Annotated in this window: 15 protein-coding genes and 1 pseudogene; 15 read left to right on the top strand and 1 reads right to left on the bottom strand. The window is 30.8% G+C overall.

Annotated elements, in window-relative coordinates; translation table 11 throughout:
• Positions 1–331 precede the first annotated feature (331 nt).
• The 5 genes from CLPUN_RS25955 (at position 332) to CLPUN_RS25935 (ending at position 8,639) form a co-directional block, all read left to right on the top strand.
• Complete coding sequence (locus CLPUN_RS25955; protein ID WP_158078844.1) at positions 332–2,083, top strand: ATP-dependent nuclease; 1,752 nt, start codon at positions 332–334, stop codon at positions 2,081–2,083.
• Positions 2,076–3,704, top strand: coding sequence for a UvrD-helicase domain-containing protein (locus CLPUN_RS25950; protein ID WP_143329134.1), 1,629 nt, complete (start codon positions 2,076–2,078; stop codon positions 3,702–3,704). Before CLPUN_RS25955 ends, CLPUN_RS25950 begins: the two co-directional genes overlap by 8 nt.
• Before the next feature lie 374 nt (positions 3,705–4,078).
• Positions 4,079–5,110, top strand: coding sequence for a hypothetical protein (locus CLPUN_RS25945; RefSeq protein ID WP_077850083.1), 1,032 nt, complete (start codon positions 4,079–4,081; stop codon positions 5,108–5,110).
• A complete protein-coding gene (locus CLPUN_RS25940) occupies positions 5,107–6,711 on the top strand; it encodes a hypothetical protein (RefSeq protein WP_077850082.1) in 1,605 nt (534 codons plus the stop codon). Before CLPUN_RS25945 ends, CLPUN_RS25940 begins: the two co-directional genes overlap by 4 nt.
• A 107-nt stretch (positions 6,712–6,818) precedes the next feature.
• Positions 6,819–8,639, top strand: coding sequence for a hypothetical protein (locus tag CLPUN_RS25935; RefSeq protein ID WP_077850081.1), 1,821 nt, complete (start codon positions 6,819–6,821; stop codon positions 8,637–8,639).
• Positions 8,640–8,943: 304 nt separating this feature from the next.
• Here CLPUN_RS25935 and CLPUN_RS25930 read toward each other — a convergent pair whose 3' ends face one another.
• A complete protein-coding gene (locus tag CLPUN_RS25930; protein WP_077850080.1) occupies positions 8,944–9,159 on the bottom strand; it encodes a helix-turn-helix transcriptional regulator in 216 nt (71 codons plus the stop codon).
• 175 nt (positions 9,160–9,334) lie between these two features.
• On the opposite strand from CLPUN_RS25930, the gene CLPUN_RS25925 reads away from it, so the two are divergent.
• The 10 genes and pseudogenes from CLPUN_RS25925 (at position 9,335) to CLPUN_RS25875 (ending at position 18,218) form a co-directional block, all read left to right on the top strand.
• Positions 9,335–10,120, top strand: a complete 786-nt coding sequence (locus CLPUN_RS25925) for a ParA family protein (RefSeq protein ID WP_198944413.1) — start codon at positions 9,335–9,337, stop codon at positions 10,118–10,120.
• On the top strand, positions 10,117–11,094 hold the full coding sequence (locus CLPUN_RS25920; protein WP_077850078.1) for a ParB N-terminal domain-containing protein: 978 nt from the start codon (positions 10,117–10,119) through the stop codon (positions 11,092–11,094). The genes CLPUN_RS25925 and CLPUN_RS25920 overlap by 4 nt, the downstream gene beginning before the upstream one ends.
• Before the next feature lie 110 nt (positions 11,095–11,204).
• Positions 11,205–12,233 (top strand): bifunctional transcriptional activator/DNA repair enzyme AdaA, encoded by a 1,029-nt coding sequence (locus CLPUN_RS29030; protein ID WP_077850077.1) that lies wholly within the window; start codon positions 11,205–11,207, stop codon positions 12,231–12,233.
• A complete protein-coding gene (locus CLPUN_RS25910) occupies positions 12,226–12,888 on the top strand; it encodes a DNA-3-methyladenine glycosylase family protein (protein WP_077850076.1) in 663 nt (220 codons plus the stop codon). Before CLPUN_RS29030 ends, CLPUN_RS25910 begins: the two co-directional genes overlap by 8 nt.
• 369 nt (positions 12,889–13,257) lie before the next feature.
• Positions 13,258–13,572, top strand: coding sequence for a YdcP family protein (locus CLPUN_RS25900; protein ID WP_077850075.1), 315 nt, complete (start codon positions 13,258–13,260; stop codon positions 13,570–13,572).
• 24 nt (positions 13,573–13,596) lie between these two features.
• Positions 13,597–13,989 carry a YdcP family protein gene (locus CLPUN_RS25895; RefSeq protein WP_077850074.1) on the top strand — a complete coding sequence of 131 codons (393 nt, stop codon included), beginning with the start codon at positions 13,597–13,599 and terminating at the stop codon, positions 13,987–13,989.
• An 18-nt stretch (positions 13,990–14,007) separates the two neighbouring features.
• Positions 14,008–15,363, top strand: coding sequence for an FtsK/SpoIIIE domain-containing protein (locus tag CLPUN_RS25890; RefSeq protein ID WP_077850073.1), 1,356 nt, complete (start codon positions 14,008–14,010; stop codon positions 15,361–15,363).
• Between the two features lie 21 nt (positions 15,364–15,384).
• Positions 15,385–15,651 (top strand): hypothetical protein, encoded by a 267-nt coding sequence (locus CLPUN_RS25885; protein ID WP_077850072.1) that lies wholly within the window; start codon positions 15,385–15,387, stop codon positions 15,649–15,651.
• A 268-nt stretch (positions 15,652–15,919) separates the two neighbouring features.
• Positions 15,920–16,624: pseudogene (locus tag CLPUN_RS25880) on the top strand (replication initiation factor domain-containing protein); the annotation flags it as partial.
• 613 nt (positions 16,625–17,237) lie between these two features.
• Positions 17,238–18,218 carry a reverse transcriptase/maturase family protein gene (locus CLPUN_RS25875; RefSeq protein ID WP_077850071.1) on the top strand — a complete coding sequence of 327 codons (981 nt, stop codon included), beginning with the start codon at positions 17,238–17,240 and terminating at the stop codon, positions 18,216–18,218.
• The last annotated feature ends 73 nt before the right edge of the window (positions 18,219–18,291 follow it).

The raw sequence follows: 18,291 nt of genomic DNA, 5'->3' as shown, positions 1-18,291 counted from the left end.
GCTAAAACTATAGAAATTAATATAATCCGCTTACGCGAAAGCGGCTATGATGTTAGCATAATAAATTAAACTGTTAGTGGGTCAATTTTAGTTGCAAAAGTGGGTCAAAAGTACTTGACAATCTACAGTATAAGGTCTTCTATTTCTTCTAGAAATTATTATAGTAATTCATAATTTATAAATAATAGTTTAATATTCATACAAAAGACCACATTTAATATCTTATTGATAATTCTATTATCAATAAAATACAACTCTTCATTATTCATATAACACATTAGGCGAACAATTGGAAACTTGTTTTAGGATTGTAGAAAAAGGAGATGAGCTGATGCAAATATCAGAAGTTTATATTAAAGGATTTAGAAATTATCAAGAAGAAACTATTAATTTCAATATCAAAACACTTATTATTGGACAGAATGACATTGGTAAATCTAACTTACTGTATGGATTGAGGTTGCTATTGGACAAGTCATTGTCAGATGCAGAACTTGAATTAGATAGTTCTGACTTTAATGTATATAACAATGCAAAAGAAATAGAGATTTGTATTAAGTTTTCAAATATTATAGAAGATTGCATTCAGTCAAAGTTTAAAGAACATGTTAACGATGATAGCACTTTATTGTTAAGACTTACAGCTGATTGGTATGAATCAGGAGAAGTAAAAACTCATTTATGGGTAGGCAAAGACAGGGAGAGTTTTAAAGAGATTGATAATAGATATTACATAAAAGTTTTGAATATGGAGTTTGTTGGGAGTAGTAGGAATTTGACGGCTTTTATTCGTAAAGAAAGAAAGAATCTTTTGCAAGAAGCTATGATAGCAAGGGCTGAAGAAGATGTTAAAAATGATAATGCTACATTAGAACAGATTAAATCAGAAATTTCAGTTACAAATGAAAAGATAGAATCTTTAAGTTATATTGCTCGTTCCACTGAATGTATAAATACTGAATTAAAAAAGATGTCTACTCATAATGATGGGTTAGATATTGGATTTAATGTTATAACAAATTCGAGTGAAGATATTCTAAAAAATTTAGAGTTGGTGTCAACTGTAAATGATCAAAAGTTAGCAGTAGGCGGATATGGCAGGAACAACCAGATATTCATATCACTATGGACTAGAAATAGTCAAGTGAGTAATGGGATTGTTAGTTGTGTTACTATTTATTGTATAGAGGAACCAGAGGCACATCTCCACCCACATCAACAGCGAAAGTTAGCAGACTATATTGTTAATACACTTTTTGGGCAAGTGATTATTACTTCTCATTCTCCACAAATTGCAGCAGAGTTTTCACCAGATTCTATTGTTAGACTTTATGATTTGGATAATTTTACACAGGCCGCTAATAATGGATGTTGTGAAAAAATTAAAGTTGTATTTGATGACTTTGCTTATAGACTTAATATAATTCCAGCAGAAGCTTTTTTCAGTAAATGTGTTTTTTTAGTTGAAGGACCATCGGAAGAACTATTTTATAAGGCACTTGCTAAAGCGTTAGATATAGATTTAGATAAATTAAATATTAGTATTCTAAAAGTTGATGGTGTTGGTTTCAATGTATATATAAGTGTATTATCAGAGTTAGGGATTGATTATGTAATGAGAACAGATAATGATGTTTTCAAAAATTCCAATGGAAAGAAATATAGATGTGCAGGTGCCCAACGTTGTATTGATGTATATAGGGAAAATAAAGAATCAATAGCAGAAATTGAAACAATTTTATTAAAAGAAAACCAGTTAAAAAGTATGGGGGTTAATCATATAACGAAATCAGTAGGAAAAATAGTTGATGAGTTGAGAATTCATCTGGAAAAACAAGGGATATATTTAGGAAATGCTGATCTTGAGACTGATATGTATAATTCTGAAATAAAAAATGACTTGAAAAAATTCTATAGTACACGAACTGAATCTTCAACAATTAAGAAGATGCAAGAAAAGAAAGCTTTGAATATGTATGCGTTTCTTAAAGAAAAGCATGAAGCTCTTTCCAAATTAAAAGAAAATCAAATTACTAAGCCATTACTAAAGTGTGTTGAGTTGGTCGGTGTTAAATATGAGTAATAATAAAGAACCTACATCACAACAAAGAGATGTAATTAACTATTCTAATAATATTGTTGTTATGGCCAAGCCTGGAAGCGGTAAAACTTACACTATATCTGAAAAGATAAAAGGTATCCTTAAGAATAGTTTAGAATACCAAGGTGTTATTGCAATTTCTTATACAAATAAAGCAAGTGCTGAATTAAAACATAGAATATTAAACTTAGGTGTTAATGCAAAAAGTTCTTTCTTTGGTACAATGTCTTTGTTTTATTTAGTAGAAATAATATATCCATTTGGCAACCATATATTTGGCAATCCATCAACAGAACTTGAAGTATGTGGAAAAGAAGATGAGTCAGACGAAGTAATTAAGGGAAGAAAAGTTTTACAAGGAAAAGATATGGATAATCTTTTGTTGAATGACATCAAAATTTTAGCAACTTTATATGTCAAAGGATTTATTTTACTTGAAACAATTGATGCTTTGGCTGTATACATTTATAAAAATTCATTAGCATGCCGCAGGTATATTAAAGCAAGATATACACATGTTGTAATTGATGAATTTCAAGATTGTGGCAAAATGCAATATGAAATGTTCATCAAACTTGTAAATGATGGGCTTACAGGTATTGCAGTTGGAGATAAAGATCAATCTATATATGGATTTAGTGGTAAGAGCTCAGATTACTTATTACGTTTAGTAGCCAATCCAGATTTTAAGCCTTTTTATCTTGATAAAAATTTCAGATGTCATAAATCTATATCAGATTATTCGTTAAGATTATTAGACCATTCTTATCCTATGAATGATTCATTAGAAAAGAGAATTTTTAAACGTAGAGTTAGCGGTTCAGAAAAAGCAATTGTACAATACATAGAAAAGTTAATGCCAAGTATTAAGAAAAAATACAATTTTCATAAAAATAGTGATATAGCAATACTTGTACCTTCAAACTCATACGGAGATTTGATAGCTTGCCATTTTACAATTAAACATAAATACTTTAAGAAGACTGCACTTGATGAGGATTCAAGCTTATGGGCAACAATATTTAAATCTTTACTTTCTTATATACAGAACAGGTCTGCTAATATTTATGAATTCTGTGAAAATTATTTTGATGTTGAAGATGATAACCTTATGTTTGTTAAATTATATAAAAAAATTGAAGCACTACGAGAAAAATTTTCCACATTAAGACTAGCGAGAAAAGTAGAAAGATTTAAAAATATCGCAGAGTTGGTTTATCCAAAGGCGGATAACGAAACAGCTATAAATAATTTGTCGGAAGTGCTTAAAGATCCTGAATCTATAGAGAGTTTTACACCTGCTAGCGATGATGAATTACAAATTATGACATTGCATAAATCTAAAGGATTAGAATTTAAGATTGTATTTCATTTAGGATTATATAAATACATCCTACCAAAAGAGGGATATGATAAAAATAATATATGGAATTATACTGAATACGATCAAAATCTCAATCTTCATTATGTTGGGGTAACTAGAGCTGAAGAAGCTTGCATTTTGCTAACAAGTACTAAAAGACATAATGGTAAAGGTGATGAAAAGCAAGGAGTAGATTCAGAATTCTTATCATTAAATGGCTTAAATAATTATCAAGCATGATGAATTTGGGTTAACTTCATATTAAACTTAGGGGAATAATGCAAATAGAGCTAATTCGTTTTATGTATAAGTGATTAAATGAGTGATACAAACAATTTAATGAATATTATCGTAGATTATATTAAAGAATATAAGGTTAATGTGAAACTTTATAACACCAATGTGATTAATAAATATTAGAGAATTAATCAATGTTGAATTTCTCATTATTCATATACCCATTAGGCTAATAATGTGCATTTGAATTAATGATATATTCAGGACAAGTTGTAATGCATATAATTGGAAGTTGAGGATAATAGAACTGAATTAGAAGAAATTTAGTTCAAAATGTAATTGTAATGATATACAGCATAAGAATTGGAGGTAGATATATGCAATATAAAATACAGTCAACGGAAAAGTTAAGACCATATGGTGCAGAAAATGAAACAAAGGCTTTATTTTATTTAATGGGAGCAAGACAGGATAGTAAGGAAATATACTATTTTGTAGTTGATGTTTTTAATGATTTGACAGGTATGAGTAGGCTGGCGGATAAAATGTGGGATTTGCAATCAAAGGGTGACAAAAGTCCATCTCCCAAAACTGTTGGAAAAGAATTGGTAACGCTATATAAGAATTATTTAAGTTCGTTTGAATTTGAATATTACATCATTTTTCTTGGAGGTGTGTCCACAACACTGCGAAAAGATGATACAGTAGTAGAGTTTGGTATTTCCAATGTTAAAGATAATGCTATTATAAAAATGAAAGAAGGACTAAAAGAAGAATGTAGTCAAAAAACATATATTGATAGTTCTTTGATTACAGATGATAGTATAAACAAATTTTTAGAAAAAATTTTATTTGTAGTGGTGAGTGGCGAGAAGGATGAATATGTTAAAGGGATAATAAAATTGAGCGATAAGGTATCGCCAAAGAGGGATGTATTGATTGCTATTTTTAATGAAGTAAGAGATATGCAAGATTCTAAGAAAAATATTGGTGTGGTTGAGGGAAAGATACTTCAAAATCCAGATGAGGCTCTGAATTTTGGGAGACACTTAAAATCGAATGAGATAACATTACTTGTATTAAATAGAATTCTCAACCAAAGTGTAATTAATTCAAGACCTCCTATGGCATTCATAGATATATTAAATTCTTTTCCAGAAGAAAGGCGAAAAGAAATATTGGAGGATTGTCAGAATAATTTAGCTAGAGCATTATTCAATGTTAATGAACAGGAAGAATTTTGGAGATTGCTTGAAAGTATTTATTGTAATGTACTAGAAAATGCTAGAGATAACATAGATTTAATATATCAGAATGTAGATAGGTCGATATTGAAAAAGTGTACGGATTTTGATGTATTGACAGTTAAATACTTTATTTCAGTTGTAAAGGATGGTATACGGGTATGATTATAAAAGAAGTATATATAGGAGATAGCAAAGAAGCATACATATTTAAAGATTTTGCACCTGGATTTAACATTATTTTTAGCTCTGATAATAATAAAGGGAAAACAATAGTAATTCAATCAATAGCATATTGCCTTGGGAATATACCTGTATTTCCGACAACATTCGAATATGAAAATTATTACTATGTTTTGGTTATTGAACAAGACGGTAAAGAATTTGAAATATGTAGAAAAGAAAAGAATATTTTGATTTCAAGAAATAATGAAATTTTGTTATTTGATAATATATCGGAATTCAAGAGATTCTGGAACAATGAAATTGAAAAGATACCTATCATACATAAAAATGGAATGACAAAAATATCTGATCCAGAATTATTTGTTCAAATGTTTTTTGTGGGACAAGATAAAAAACAAACACATGATATTATAAATAAGGGATATTATAGAAAAGAAGATTACTATAATATGATTTTTTCTATTTGCGGAGTAGGTGATGAAGTCTCGTCTAAGTCAGAAGTAGAAAGTGCAAAAAATGAAATGAGTAAACTAAAAACAGAGAAACAATGGCTGCTAAAAGAAAATAAAATATTAAAAAAAAGGGGAAAAGTTACAGAATTATTGGGAGCAACTAATGATCGAATAGCTTTAGAGGGGATTTTGAATGAAGCTGACGCCATAAAGGATGTTATTCTATCCCTTAAAAAGGAACGCAATAAGGCTATTGCACGTAAAAAGAAAAATGAAGCTGTATTAAAGGAATTGCGCTCTTTAAATAGAAATATGAAATCTGGAGAAGTAATATGCATGGATTGTGGTTCAAATCATATTGCATATGAGAGTGCGGATGCAGAGTTTTCATTTGATGTTTCTACAACTGAAATGAGAGGACAAATATTAAAAGCTATAGAAGAAAGAATTACTGTATATAGTGAAGAAATTGAAAGGTTTACAAGTGAAATAAATAAACAACAAGAAGCTTTTGACAAATGTTTAATAGTTGATGAAAATATAACATTGGATTTGCTTTTAGTAGCAAAACATGAAATGGATTATGCTAAGGATGCAGATCAAAGACTTATTGATATTGAAAGGCAACTGAAGCAACTGGAAGAAAAACTTGATGTTAAAGTAGCGATATCTGAGGATATTGAAAAGAAAAGGGATAATATTCTAAATGCAATATTGCAAAACATGAATGAATTCTATAAAGAAATTGATCAATCAGAAGATAGGAAATATGTGGATATATTTACAAAAAAGGATAAAGTATTTTCAGGTAGTGAAGGCACTGAATTTCATTTAGCTAAGATGTATGCTTTACAGAAGGTTTTGGAGCATGATTACCCAATAATAATAGATTCATTTAGAGCAGAGGATTTATCTACAGATAGGGAAGATAGAGTTATTGAAAAATTTAAAGAGATTAATAATCAACTCATCTTTACAACAACGTTAAAGAAGGAGGAATATGGGAAATATGAAGGATTAGAGGTACATGCAATTGATTTTAGTGGGCATGAAACATATCATATTTTATCAAACTCATATGTTGAAGAATTTTTAACAAAGTTAAGAGAGATGTCTATTAATATTTAGCTTGCTTCTATATATCATAATATGAATTTTATGATTATACAAAAAAAGATTACCGGTGCATTGTATAGAAAAAGGTAGATATTTGTATTAAAGTTACGGAGGAAATTATGGCAAAGCTTTATGAGTCAAGAGTTAATAATCTTAGTAGACCTTTAACAGAAAAAGAACTTGGATATGTTTTTGGTAGTAAATATATTGATAAGATAATTGAAGATATTGATAAAAAAAAATATGGTTCATATTTAGTTGGAGGTGTAATAGGGACAGGGAAGAGCAGCTTAGTTGATATAGCATCAAAACTTTCAAAAGAGAATACAATAGTAATTCATATTAAATTTTATAATGAGGAAGAATGCGTAAATGAATTTCTGCGGATTGTCATGGAGAGCTTGATTGATGAATTAGAAAAAACTAGACTATCATTACAATATGATGGGTTAGAAGATAAATTAGAAAGATGCAAGAAGGGACTTTATTATAATATCGAAGAGCAATATAAGGAAGAAGAATCAAAAAAGAGTAGTGTAAATCAAAAAAATAATGAAAAAGTTAAACTACATTCAAAAATAGGAGTAGCTCTAAATAAAATTTTTGTATTCTCGACTGGTGGAGAAGCAGAAAAAAGTGACGATATAAACATTAGCAATGGTAAAGAGAATAATAAAAATAAGACCATTACAATGACAAAATTAGAAGAGAATAGGGAAAAAGAGATAGCTAGCATCTTGGAGATGATAAAAGATCAGCAAATTATATTTGTTTATGATGAACTAGATAAAATGGATGTTGATATTTTGCAGAAATTGTTCTCAAAATTTAAAAGTTTGTTTGTAGAAAAAAGAATTTTTAATTTCTTTTTAGTGAATGATGAGATGTTTATTAAATATAGTAAAAATGATATGATTGAAAATGCATTTTTTACATATTTTTCTGGATTTTATTATTTACCTTTGCTGAGCTTAAGGGAATCATTAAGATATAGTATGATGATGTTTGGAGAAACAAATTATTTGAGAGGTATATCAAATTATTATCAGTGTCTAGGAAATTATCGATTAATTAACTTAAATTATAATTCATATTATATAGAGAAGATGATTGTAATTAAAGCTGTTATACTAAAACAGGTAATTGATAAGATAAATGTTCCGTATTTAGAAGAATGGTATATCGATGTAGTGAATAGAAAAATAAAGCGAACAATAGAAGAAATGATTAGATTGAAGGAATTTGTTGTAGATCAATTTGTAGCTTATTTAGAAAATAAAAGCGATAGTATGCTTATTTGGCTAGGATACAAAGAACTAATAAGATTAGTTACTGATGGGGTTAAGTTAATTGTTCCAGATGCCTTAAGGGAAGAAGATGGTAAAATAATATTTGATGGATTAATTCTATATAAGGAATATGATAAAATAGAAGAAGTAGCATTATCGAATCGAAGTGAAGAGTTTGGACAAAAAGAAAGCTACGAAATACAAATCAGTGATATGTATGAAGGCATGAAAAAAGAGTACAAGTTTCACAATAAACATATAGTTTATTTGAATGACAAAATTATGCCTGTTGAAGTGGCAGAAAATGATCCAAAATCCTATGAGGAATCTTTAATTAATATAATGAAAGCTAATTTGGAAGAAAGAAATATGCAGGTAATTGTTTTGGAACGAGGGCGCGGCGAAGAATCGTTTCATAAAGATGATTATGAGTATACAGGAATAGTTATTGTTGAGAAAGGAAAATTTGAAATTGCATATTACGTTGATAGAGGTAGTTATAAGTCAGATAGTTATTATGCAATAAATAAATTGATTGATGAAGCAAATCATATTGGAGTCAGTGTTGTAAAATTGAATATAGAAAAAAGATTGAATATTAAAGAAAATATTGGTTTCATCGTGGAAAAATATAATACCGTAGATTGTTAATTAAAATATTGATATAACATAGTTTGCAGCTAATAGAGAAATAAATGAATTCGTAAATCCAAAGAAACGAGATATATCTCTTATGAGTCTAAAATGTGAATTAAGACATAAGATTAAGGAATTAATTAAATTTATTGAATCTTTGAAGATTATCGTGGAATTGACTTCTACAGTATCTGTCACCGGATTATACATAGCAGATTGATATAATATTTTATATTTATGAAATAGAAAAAGACTATGAAAAGAGTTATTAAATAGAAAAATTCATAGTCTTTTTGTGTTTTATAAAATATAAAGAATATTATATTTTATCTCCATCATCAAAAATAAAGAATCCTTCAAATTTACATTCAAGAGCAGTAGCAATTTCAATTAGTTCCTGTTCTGAAAAATTATCTCTGTTTAATTTATTAGTTAAATTTTGACGAGAAGTACCAATCATATCAGCTAGATCTGATATGGTTATTTTTTTACGCCTTAATAGAATCCTTATTTTTTCGCCCATAGTCAATGCCATAAATGTTCACACCTTTGTTGATTAATATATAACAATATACACTAAAAAAAATACAATAGCAACTTTATAATGTTTATAGAAACTATATAGTTTACAAAAGAAGTGTCGTAAGATATAATAGAGTTTATAAAGAAACTTAAAAGTTTACAAAACAAGAATGAGAGGAATGATTAGATTGAATGATAATAAAGTAATAGCAATTGTTAACCAAAAGGGAGGAGTAGCAAAAACTGTAACAGCTTTAAATTTAGGATATGCACTATCAGAAATGGGAAAGAAAGTTTTACTTATAGACTTTGATCCGCAGAGCAGTTTAACAGTATGTTTTGGTTATGATAATACTGACAATATTAACACAACAATTTATAATCTTATGGCACTAGCTATTGAAGAAAAAAATCTACCAGAAAAAGATGAGTATATACTTAAATCAGGAAATATTGATATAATTCCATGTAACTTGGAATTATCGGCAATAGAGATAGCACTGGTTAATGTTATGAGTAGAGAATTAGTTTTAAAGTCTATAGTTGATGAGATAAAGTCAGATTATGATTATGTAATTATTGACTGTTCTCCATCTCTTGGAATGCTTACAATTAATGCGCTTGCAGCTTGTGAGAGTGTTATTATTCCAGTTACGACTCAATATCTTTCAGCTAAAGGATTAGAACTTCTTTTAAGAAACATTATAAGAGTAAAGAAGAGAATTAATCCTAAGATTGAGGTTGATGGAATACTTCTTACTATGTATGCAGAAAGAATGAAACTTTCAAAAGAAGTATTATCAATGATTAAGGAGGCATACGGAAGCCAAATACATATATTTAAAAGTATGATACCTACATCAGTAAAAGTTGGTGAAGCTAATATGAAAGGTAAAAGTACTATTGAATATGATCCCAAGAACAAAGTTTCTATAGCATATCGAGATTTCTCAAAGGAGGTCGCTTTATTATGAGTGAGAAAAAATTAATGAGTTTAGCAGACATGTTTGGTGAAAATTCTGTAGAAGTTGAAAGTAAAAATCAAATAGAAGCTGAAATATCAAAATTAATACCTTTTGAAAAACATCCATTTAAGCTTTATGAAGGTGAACGGTTTGATAATATGGTCGAAAGTATTAGAGAACTTGGTGTCATTGTTCCAATTATAGTACGGAGTAAGGGGGAGTTTTATGAGATATTATCAGGTCATAATAGAGCAAATGCTGCTAAGACGGCAGGTCTTAAAAAAGTTCCAGTAATAATTAAAGAAAATCTTGAAGATGAAGAAGCAATGCTAATTGTAACAGAGACAAATTTAATGCAACGCTCATTTTCAGATATGCTTCATTCAGAAAGAGCAGCTGCACTATCAGAACATCATAAAGCATTATCTTCTCAAGGAAAGAGAAGTGATATATTAAAAGAGATTGAAGCTATGTTAAAAGCCGATGAAATCAAGAATGAAGAAACTTCTCGACAAGTTGGCGAGAAGTTGACAAGTGCAGATGAAACTGGTAAAAATTATAATCTTTCAGGGAGAACAGTATCGAGATATTTAAGGATATGTAATCTTATAAAGGGATTATTGGACAAGTTAGATATTGGAGAAATACCATTTACAGCATGTGTAGAACTTTCATATTTAACAGAAGAAGAACAGCATATTGTTAATGATATAGTAGCAGGTACTAAATTCAAAATTGATATTAAGAAAGCTGAATCCTTAAGAAAATTTTCAGAGAAGAAAAATCTTAATCAAGAAACAGCTCATTCGATTATTTCAGGTGAGATAAATAAAAAGCAAAAGTCCAATAAGTCTTCAATGGTAAAATTAAAGCCGAAGCTTATAAATAAATATTTTTCATCAGAAGTTAAACAAGTTGAAATTGAAGATATTATTGATAAAGCCTTAAAGTTATATTTTGATACTCAGAGGAAAAATAAATGAATCGATTAACATAATAAATAATTAAAAATTGAAAGCGAAAAAATAGTAAGAATATTAAATTATATTTTGTTATAATAAGCTACATAAATAGAAAGTTGAGGTGGAGAGAAATGACAGAAGAAGAAATGTGGGAAGTTGTTTCTAATAATGATAAAGACTATGATGGGAAGTTTTTTTATGCAGTAAAGACAACAGGTATATATTGTCACCCATCTTGTAATTCAAAGTCCCCATTACGGAAAAATATTCTTTTCTATCAAACTGCAGAGGAAGCCGAAGAAGCTGGATACCGTCCATGTAAGCGTTGCTGTCCTAACTTGGTTGATTATCAGCCAATATTTGAATTAACAAATAAAATTAAGGAAACAATTGATGATTTTTATACAGAACGTAGGAAGTTATCCGAAGAATTAAGAAAACTTGGAATATCTCAATCATGGATGATACAGTTATTCAAGGAGCAGTATAATCTCACACCGGGCGAATATGCAGATAACTTGAGAATAGAAGCTGCAAAGTCGAAGATTAAGGAAAACAATTTACCAATTATTGAAATTGCCTACTCACTTGATTTTGATAGCGTGTCAGCATTTTATACTTTTTTTCAAAAACATATAGGTACTAGCCCAGGAGTATATAGGAAACAACAAACTCCTATTTTATCTTCCTCAGATGAATATTATTATATTTATGATACCAAATTGGGGCAGCTTACGATTGCCTGCAATGAGGATGCAGTTATATCTGTTCGTTTTGGTGATAATACTACTAACTATGCAGGAGAATATAAAAGAACTGAGCTGATCGATAGAACTATTTTGGAGATAAGAGAATACATTGGCGGAAGCAGAAAATTTTTCGATATTCCTTTAGCTCCAAAGGGAACGGATTTTCAAATATCTGTTTGGGACGCTCTCAGAACAATTCCATATGGCGAAACAAGGAGCTATTCTCAAGTTGCAGAAGTAATAGGATCTCCAAAAGCAAGCAGAGCTGTAGGTATGGCAAATAATCATAATCCAATTATGCTTTTGATTCCATGTCACCGCGTTGTAGGTAAGGATGGTAGTTTAGTTGGATATGCGGGTGGAATTGAAAGAAAAAAATGGTTATTAGAATTGGAGCAAACACATGAATAAGAAACTTTATTTTTCATATGGAGAAAAAGAAATTGCACATCTGAAAGCAAAAGATCCCTTGCTAGGAAACATAATAGATTCAATTGGTGAAGTGAACAGACCAATCATTCCAGATTTATTTGAAGCTCTTATAAATTCTATTTTGGGACAACAGATTTCTACAAAAGCAGCAGATACTGTATGGGAACGTTTCTTAACATTTTTTTCTCCAGTTTCTCCAATTCACATCAGTTCGTTTTCGGCAGAAGAGTTACAGACTTGTGGAATAACTTTGCGAAAAGCTGGTTATATTAAAGAAATTAGCACACGAATTGCAAATGGTACGTTTGATTTACAGGAATTAAAAATGCTACCAGATGAAGAGGTGTGTACCAGACTATGTAAGCTTCCTGGCATAGGAATATGGACGGCAGAAATGCTGATGCTGCACTCTATGCAACGTCAAAATATTCTTAGCTTTGGAGATTTAGCAATTGTTCGAGGACTTCGTATGCTATACCATCACCGAGAAATTACACCAAAGTTGTTTGCTAAATATAAGCGTCGTTATTCACCACATGCTTCGGTAGCTAGCATTTATCTATGGGCTATATCTGCGGGAGCAGTAAACGTGTTGAAAGATCCTGCTTCTTCCAAAACTAAAAGAAAAAAATAATAAAAAACATTTAAAATTAATGCTTTTAGTCGGCGTTTAGGCGTATAACACAGAAAATACTGAATATATACTTGAAATCAGGAGATATTGTTTAAAAAGCAATATCTTTTTTTATTTATTAAAATATAGGGAGAATTTTACATGAAAAAGTACAGGAAATTGGGAAAAGAGGAACGCTCACCACCATTGAAATTCTTCTTATTCTGCCTAATTTATATTTACCTAAATGAATGGATTTTGTCAAGGATGCGCAGCACAGAGCCTGCCCTTGATAAAATACAGTCAGTTAGGTATTTTTTATAAAGCAGAATAGAAAAAATCAGAAGTAAATTGTTTATTTTAATTATAAAAAGAAGAGAGGTAAAAAATATGGAATTAAAATATGTAATCCCAAACATGGAAAAGACATTCGGAAATTTAGAATATGCTGGTGAAGGTAATGTTGAACAGAGAAGAGTAAATGGACGTAATACAATTTTATCACGCAGTTACAATTTATATTCAGACATTCAGAGGGCAGATGATATTGTTGTTATTCTTCCAGTTGAAGCAGGAGAGAAACATTTTGAAGTTGAAAAAAGAGTAAAACTCATTAATCCACGAATTACTGCAGAAGGTTATAAGATTGGAAGTCGCGGATTTACAAATTATATTCTCCATGCAGATGACATGATAGAAGCATAAGGAAAGAAAGGAAGGTAAATTTATATGAGATTAGCAAATGGAATTGTTATTGATAAGGAAGCTACATTTGGAAATTTAAAATTTTCTGCTTTAAGACGTGAGGTACATTTACAAAATGAAGATGGTACAGTATCAGATGAAATCAAAGAACGCACTTACGATTTGAAATCAAGGGAACAAGGTAGAATGATTCAAGTTAGTATTCCAGCTAGTGTACCTTTAAAGGAGTTTGACTACAATGCAGAAGTTGAAATCATAAATCCTGTGGCAGATACAGTAGCTAATGCTACTTTTCAAGGTGCTGATGTAGAATGGTATATTAAGGCAGATGATATTGCTCTAAAGAAACAATCTTCTCCTGTTAGCCAAAACCACCAAGTACAGGGAAACAAAAATAATAATAACAAAGTAGACTAGGAAAGGAAGATATAAGCTGTGAAGTATTATATCTATCGTGGCAAGAGAATTCATGTGGCTGATAAAGACCTTGTATTTCGTTTTGCTGCTACCTATTTAGTATCTATTTTTCTTCTAGTCATTCTTCTGCTTCATAGTAGAACAATTATGCGGAATATATCATTGTTAAATCAAGGTGAGGTTCACCTTGATATTCCATATATGATTATAAGTATAGTAATAGCAGCAGCTGTATGTTTAGTTGCTGCTATTACTTATTATCATCACTATATAGATTATATTAAGCAATTATTTCATAGGCAGAAGCTTGCAAGAATGATACTAGAAAATAAATGGTATGAAGCAGAACAGGTGCAATCAAATAGTTTTTTCAAAGACCTGCCTTCTGGCAAAACAAAAGAAAAAATCACTCATTTTCCCAAGATGTACTATAAGCTAAAAAATGGTTTGATTCATATTCAAGTAGAAATTACTATGGGTAAATATCAAGATCAGCTATTACACCTTGAAAAGAAGCTTGAAAGTGGTTTATATTGTGAGCTTACAGACAAGGAATTAAAGGATTCTTATGTAGAATACACATTACTTTATGATACTATAGCAAATCGTATTTCTATAGAAGATGTACAGGCGGAGCATGGAAAATTAAGATTAATGAAAAATATTTGGTGGGAATATGATAAGCTTCCACATATGCTTATTGCAGGTGGTACAGGTGGAGGAAAGAGTTATTTTATTCTAACATTGATTGAAGCTTTACTGCGTACTAAATCTATACTTTATGTGCTTGATCCTAAAAATGCAGACCTTGCAGATTTAGAAGCTGTTATGCCTAATGTTTATTATAAAAGGGATGATATGATTGCATGTATTGATAATTTTTATGATGGAATGATGAAACGTAACGAGGATATGAAGCAAATGAAAGGATATAAAACAGGTGAAAATTATGCTTATTTGGGTTTGCCTGCTAATTTTCTTATCTTTGATGAATATGTTGCTTTCATGGAAATGCTAGGAAGCAAGGAAAGTACCGCAGTTCTTAATAAATTAAAACAGCTTGTTATGCTTGGAAGACAGTCAGGATATTTTTTAATTCTTGCTTGTCAAAGACCAGATGCTAAATATCTTGGGGATGGAATTAGAGATCAGTTTAATTTTCGTGTAGCACTGGGGCGTATGTCTGAAATGGGATATGGAATGATGTTTGGTGAAACTGACAAAAATTTTTTCCTAAAGCAAATTAAAGGAAGGGGATATGTAGACACAGGCACAAGTGTTATATCTGAATTTTATACTCCACTTGTACCTAAAGGTCATAATTTCTTAAATGAAATAGATAAATTAGTTGTAAAAACAGAAAAAAATGATTAAAGGTTGGAGGTGTTTAATTTCATGCAAGAAATGTATTCTATTGAAAATGTTGAGGAAATTATAGGATATGATGAATACATTAAGGATTTTGAAGAACAGGCAGCAGATTTTTGTAAAACATCAGGGACTAGATTATTGCAAAGTGTTTTTTCTGAATTTACTGCTGATATGATTTGTAGTGTTTATTTAGATTATGGACAAACAAAGGCAGAATATCCTATAAGATTTGAGTTTAATATCAACGTAGAAGATGGACAAGTAACAGTGTCTTATATTGGGTTTAGTTAAAAGATTTTAAATAACAAGAAAGCAGGCAGGAAGAGCAGGCGGCGTGCGAAGCGAAAGCCGCAGGTGATTACTGTCTGCTTGCAGGTGTGGCGAAGCCACGCCTGCATATATTAGCCCCCCGTATCTAACAGGGGGGCACAAATCAACTGGAAACAGGAAATAAAAAATGCGGAAATCCTTTATTTATAAAGGGTGAGGCCAATTTAGAGGGTATGTGAATTAGATCAATTATTGTTCACATACCCTTTTTTGATTGGAGGGGTTTTAACTGAATAAAGACGCATGGGTACAGGAATTAAAGGAAAAGCGATCTGAATATGCTATCTCTCAAAACAGACTTGCGGTAGAAGCTGGAATAAGCAGAGAATATTTAAACAAAATTGAAAAGCTAAAAGTAACGCCGACGCAAGAAATGCAGGATTCCATCATGAAAGCGTTGGAACATTTTAATCCAGATGCACTGCTGGAAATGTTATTTGACTATGTTAGGATTCGTTTTCCAACTCTTGATGTTAAGCACATTGTGGAAGATGTTTTAAGGCTGAAATTGTCTTATATGCTCCATGAGGATTATGGTTTTTACTCTTATTCAGAGCATTATTGCATGGGTGATATTTTTGTATTGGTATCTGGCGAAGAAGAAAAAGGCGTGTTGTTAGAACTAAAGGGGCGTGGTTGCCGTCAGTTTGAAAATTATCTGCTGGCACAAGAGCGTAGTTGGTATGAATTTTTTATGGAGGCGCTGGCTGAAGGAGGTGTTATGAAGCGGCTTGATCTTGCCATAAATGACAGAGTAGGAATTTTAAATATTCCCAATCTTACAGAAAAATGCAGACAAGAAGAATGTATTTCTGTGTTTCGTAGTTTTAAAAATTACCGTAGCGGCGAATTAGTGAGGAAAGATGAAAAAGAATGTATGGGAAATACACTGTATATTGGTTCTTTACAAAGTGAAGTTTACTTCTGTATATATGTGCGCCCATAAGGGCTTGGTTTAAGAATGTGTAGTAACGATACACTAGGGTATAAATACCTTTAACGCCCTATCAACATTCGACTTATCTGAAAGGGAAACCAGACAGGGAGTGAAGCATGTCGAAAAAGTCATAAGTTAAACAGTTATCAGTTTACGACTGAATGGCGAGTTGAAAAATAAGAATAAGGATGAAAGCTAAACTGCCTGAATGACAGTCTGACTAGGATATAGAACCTCTTAACGGAACGATAACTATTTACGTTAAGTGAATTTGGGTAATGTACACATCGTAGATACGTATATTACTGGTATTTCCAGATTCAAGTCTTTCCATAGAGATAGATAAACAGACGAACGTCACATCCGCTATCTTATGCAGTTAGTCTACCAAGTACTAAATGGGGATTGCCTAAGTTAGAATGCTAGAAATAGCTATGTGCAATGCCTTTAATGGTGATAAATTTCAAGGGGAAACTCAAGAAAGATGGCACTGAATATCTAATATGGTAACGGAGATTTCGTAGTAGTCGGAGCTAGGGAAAGCCTAGTACAGGGCGAAGGGAATCAACTTATTAAGTTTAATGAATTTTAGGAAGGAGCGTGATGCTCAATGAGAAATCCAGAAGTGATATTAGAGAATCTAGCCAAACAATCAACAAAAGTTGAATATCAATTTCAAAGATTATATAGAAATTTATTCAACGAACAATTTTACATTATGGCATATGGAAGAATAGCTCATAAAACAGGGAATTTAACAAAAGGTGTTGATAATGAAACCATTGACGGTTTTAGTGTGAAACAAATCCATCACTTAATTGAATTAATGAAAATGGAAGAATATCAACCAACACCTGTTAGACGAGTATATATTCCGAAAAAGAATGGTAAGAAAAGACCATTGGGAATACCAAGTTTCAAAGATAAATTAGTTCAAGAAGTTATCCGAATGATTTTAGAAGCAATTTATGAAAGTCAGTTTTCTAAATATTCACATGGGTTTAGACCAAACAAGAGTTGTCATACAGCTCTATCACAAATACAAACAAACTTTATTGGTACTAAATGGTTTATTGAGGGAGATATCTGCTCTTTCTTTGACAACATTAATCATCAAATAATGATTAATCTTTTGCGCAAAAGAATTCAAGATGAGCGATTTATACGTTTAGTTTGGAAATTTTTAAGATCAGGATATTTGGAAGAGTGGAAATACCATAAAACATATAGTGGGACTCCACAAGGAGGTATTATCTCACCTCTTCTTTCCAATATTTATCTTCATGAATTGGACACATATATGGAAGAATACCGAAGAAAGTTTAATAAAGGTGAAAAGCGAAAAACGAACCCGGAATATCATAGATATGCAAGCAAAGCTTCTAAAAGGAAACAAAAGTTGAAGAATCTTGATATGAGCGATGGTGAACGAAATGTACTACTGCAAGAGATTAAAGAGTTTAAAAGTAAAATGCATGAGTTACCATCAAAACTAGCGTTTGATGAAACTTTTAAGAGAATATCTTATACAAGATACGCTGATGATTGTGCGCCAAGAAGGCGCACCTATGCAACAATATTTGTTGCATAAAGTGTAGCTATGCTATACAGAAGATGATGGAAGGTCCATCGAAACCGCTGTACAGGCGGAGGTTTCAAACCAC

The organism is Clostridium puniceum (genome assembly GCF_002006345.1).
In the GTDB taxonomy this organism is placed as follows: Bacteria; Bacillota; Clostridia; order Clostridiales; family Clostridiaceae; genus Clostridium; species Clostridium puniceum.
Note: the sequence above shows the minus strand (reverse complement) of the source record. Positions and strands in the feature narration are given on the sequence as shown.

Bases quoted from the DNA above. Each gene is read 5' to 3' on its own strand.
- CLPUN_RS25955 (WP_158078844.1), top strand. From the start codon at position 332: ATGCAAATATCAGAAGTTTATATTAAAGGATTTAGAAATTATCAAGAA.
- CLPUN_RS25950 (WP_143329134.1), top strand. From the start codon at position 2,076: ATGAGTAATAATAAAGAACCTACATCACAACAAAGAGATGTAATTAAC.
- CLPUN_RS25945 (WP_077850083.1), top strand. From the start codon at position 4,079: ATGCAATATAAAATACAGTCAACGGAAAAGTTAAGACCATATGGTGCA.
- CLPUN_RS25940 (WP_077850082.1), top strand. From the start codon at position 5,107: ATGATTATAAAAGAAGTATATATAGGAGATAGCAAAGAAGCATACATA.
- CLPUN_RS25935 (WP_077850081.1), top strand. From the start codon at position 6,819: ATGGCAAAGCTTTATGAGTCAAGAGTTAATAATCTTAGTAGACCTTTA.
- CLPUN_RS25930 (WP_077850080.1), bottom strand. From the start codon at position 9,159: ATGGCATTGACTATGGGCGAAAAAATAAGGATTCTATTAAGGCGTAAA.
- CLPUN_RS25920 (WP_077850078.1), top strand. From the start codon at position 10,117: ATGAGTGAGAAAAAATTAATGAGTTTAGCAGACATGTTTGGTGAAAAT.
- CLPUN_RS29030 (WP_077850077.1), top strand. From the start codon at position 11,205: ATGACAGAAGAAGAAATGTGGGAAGTTGTTTCTAATAATGATAAAGAC.
- CLPUN_RS25910 (WP_077850076.1), top strand. From the start codon at position 12,226: ATGAATAAGAAACTTTATTTTTCATATGGAGAAAAAGAAATTGCACAT.
- CLPUN_RS25900 (WP_077850075.1), top strand. From the start codon at position 13,258: ATGGAATTAAAATATGTAATCCCAAACATGGAAAAGACATTCGGAAAT.
- CLPUN_RS25895 (WP_077850074.1), top strand. From the start codon at position 13,597: ATGAGATTAGCAAATGGAATTGTTATTGATAAGGAAGCTACATTTGGA.
- CLPUN_RS25885 (WP_077850072.1), top strand. From the start codon at position 15,385: ATGCAAGAAATGTATTCTATTGAAAATGTTGAGGAAATTATAGGATAT.
- CLPUN_RS25875 (WP_077850071.1), top strand. From the start codon at position 17,238: ATGAGAAATCCAGAAGTGATATTAGAGAATCTAGCCAAACAATCAACA.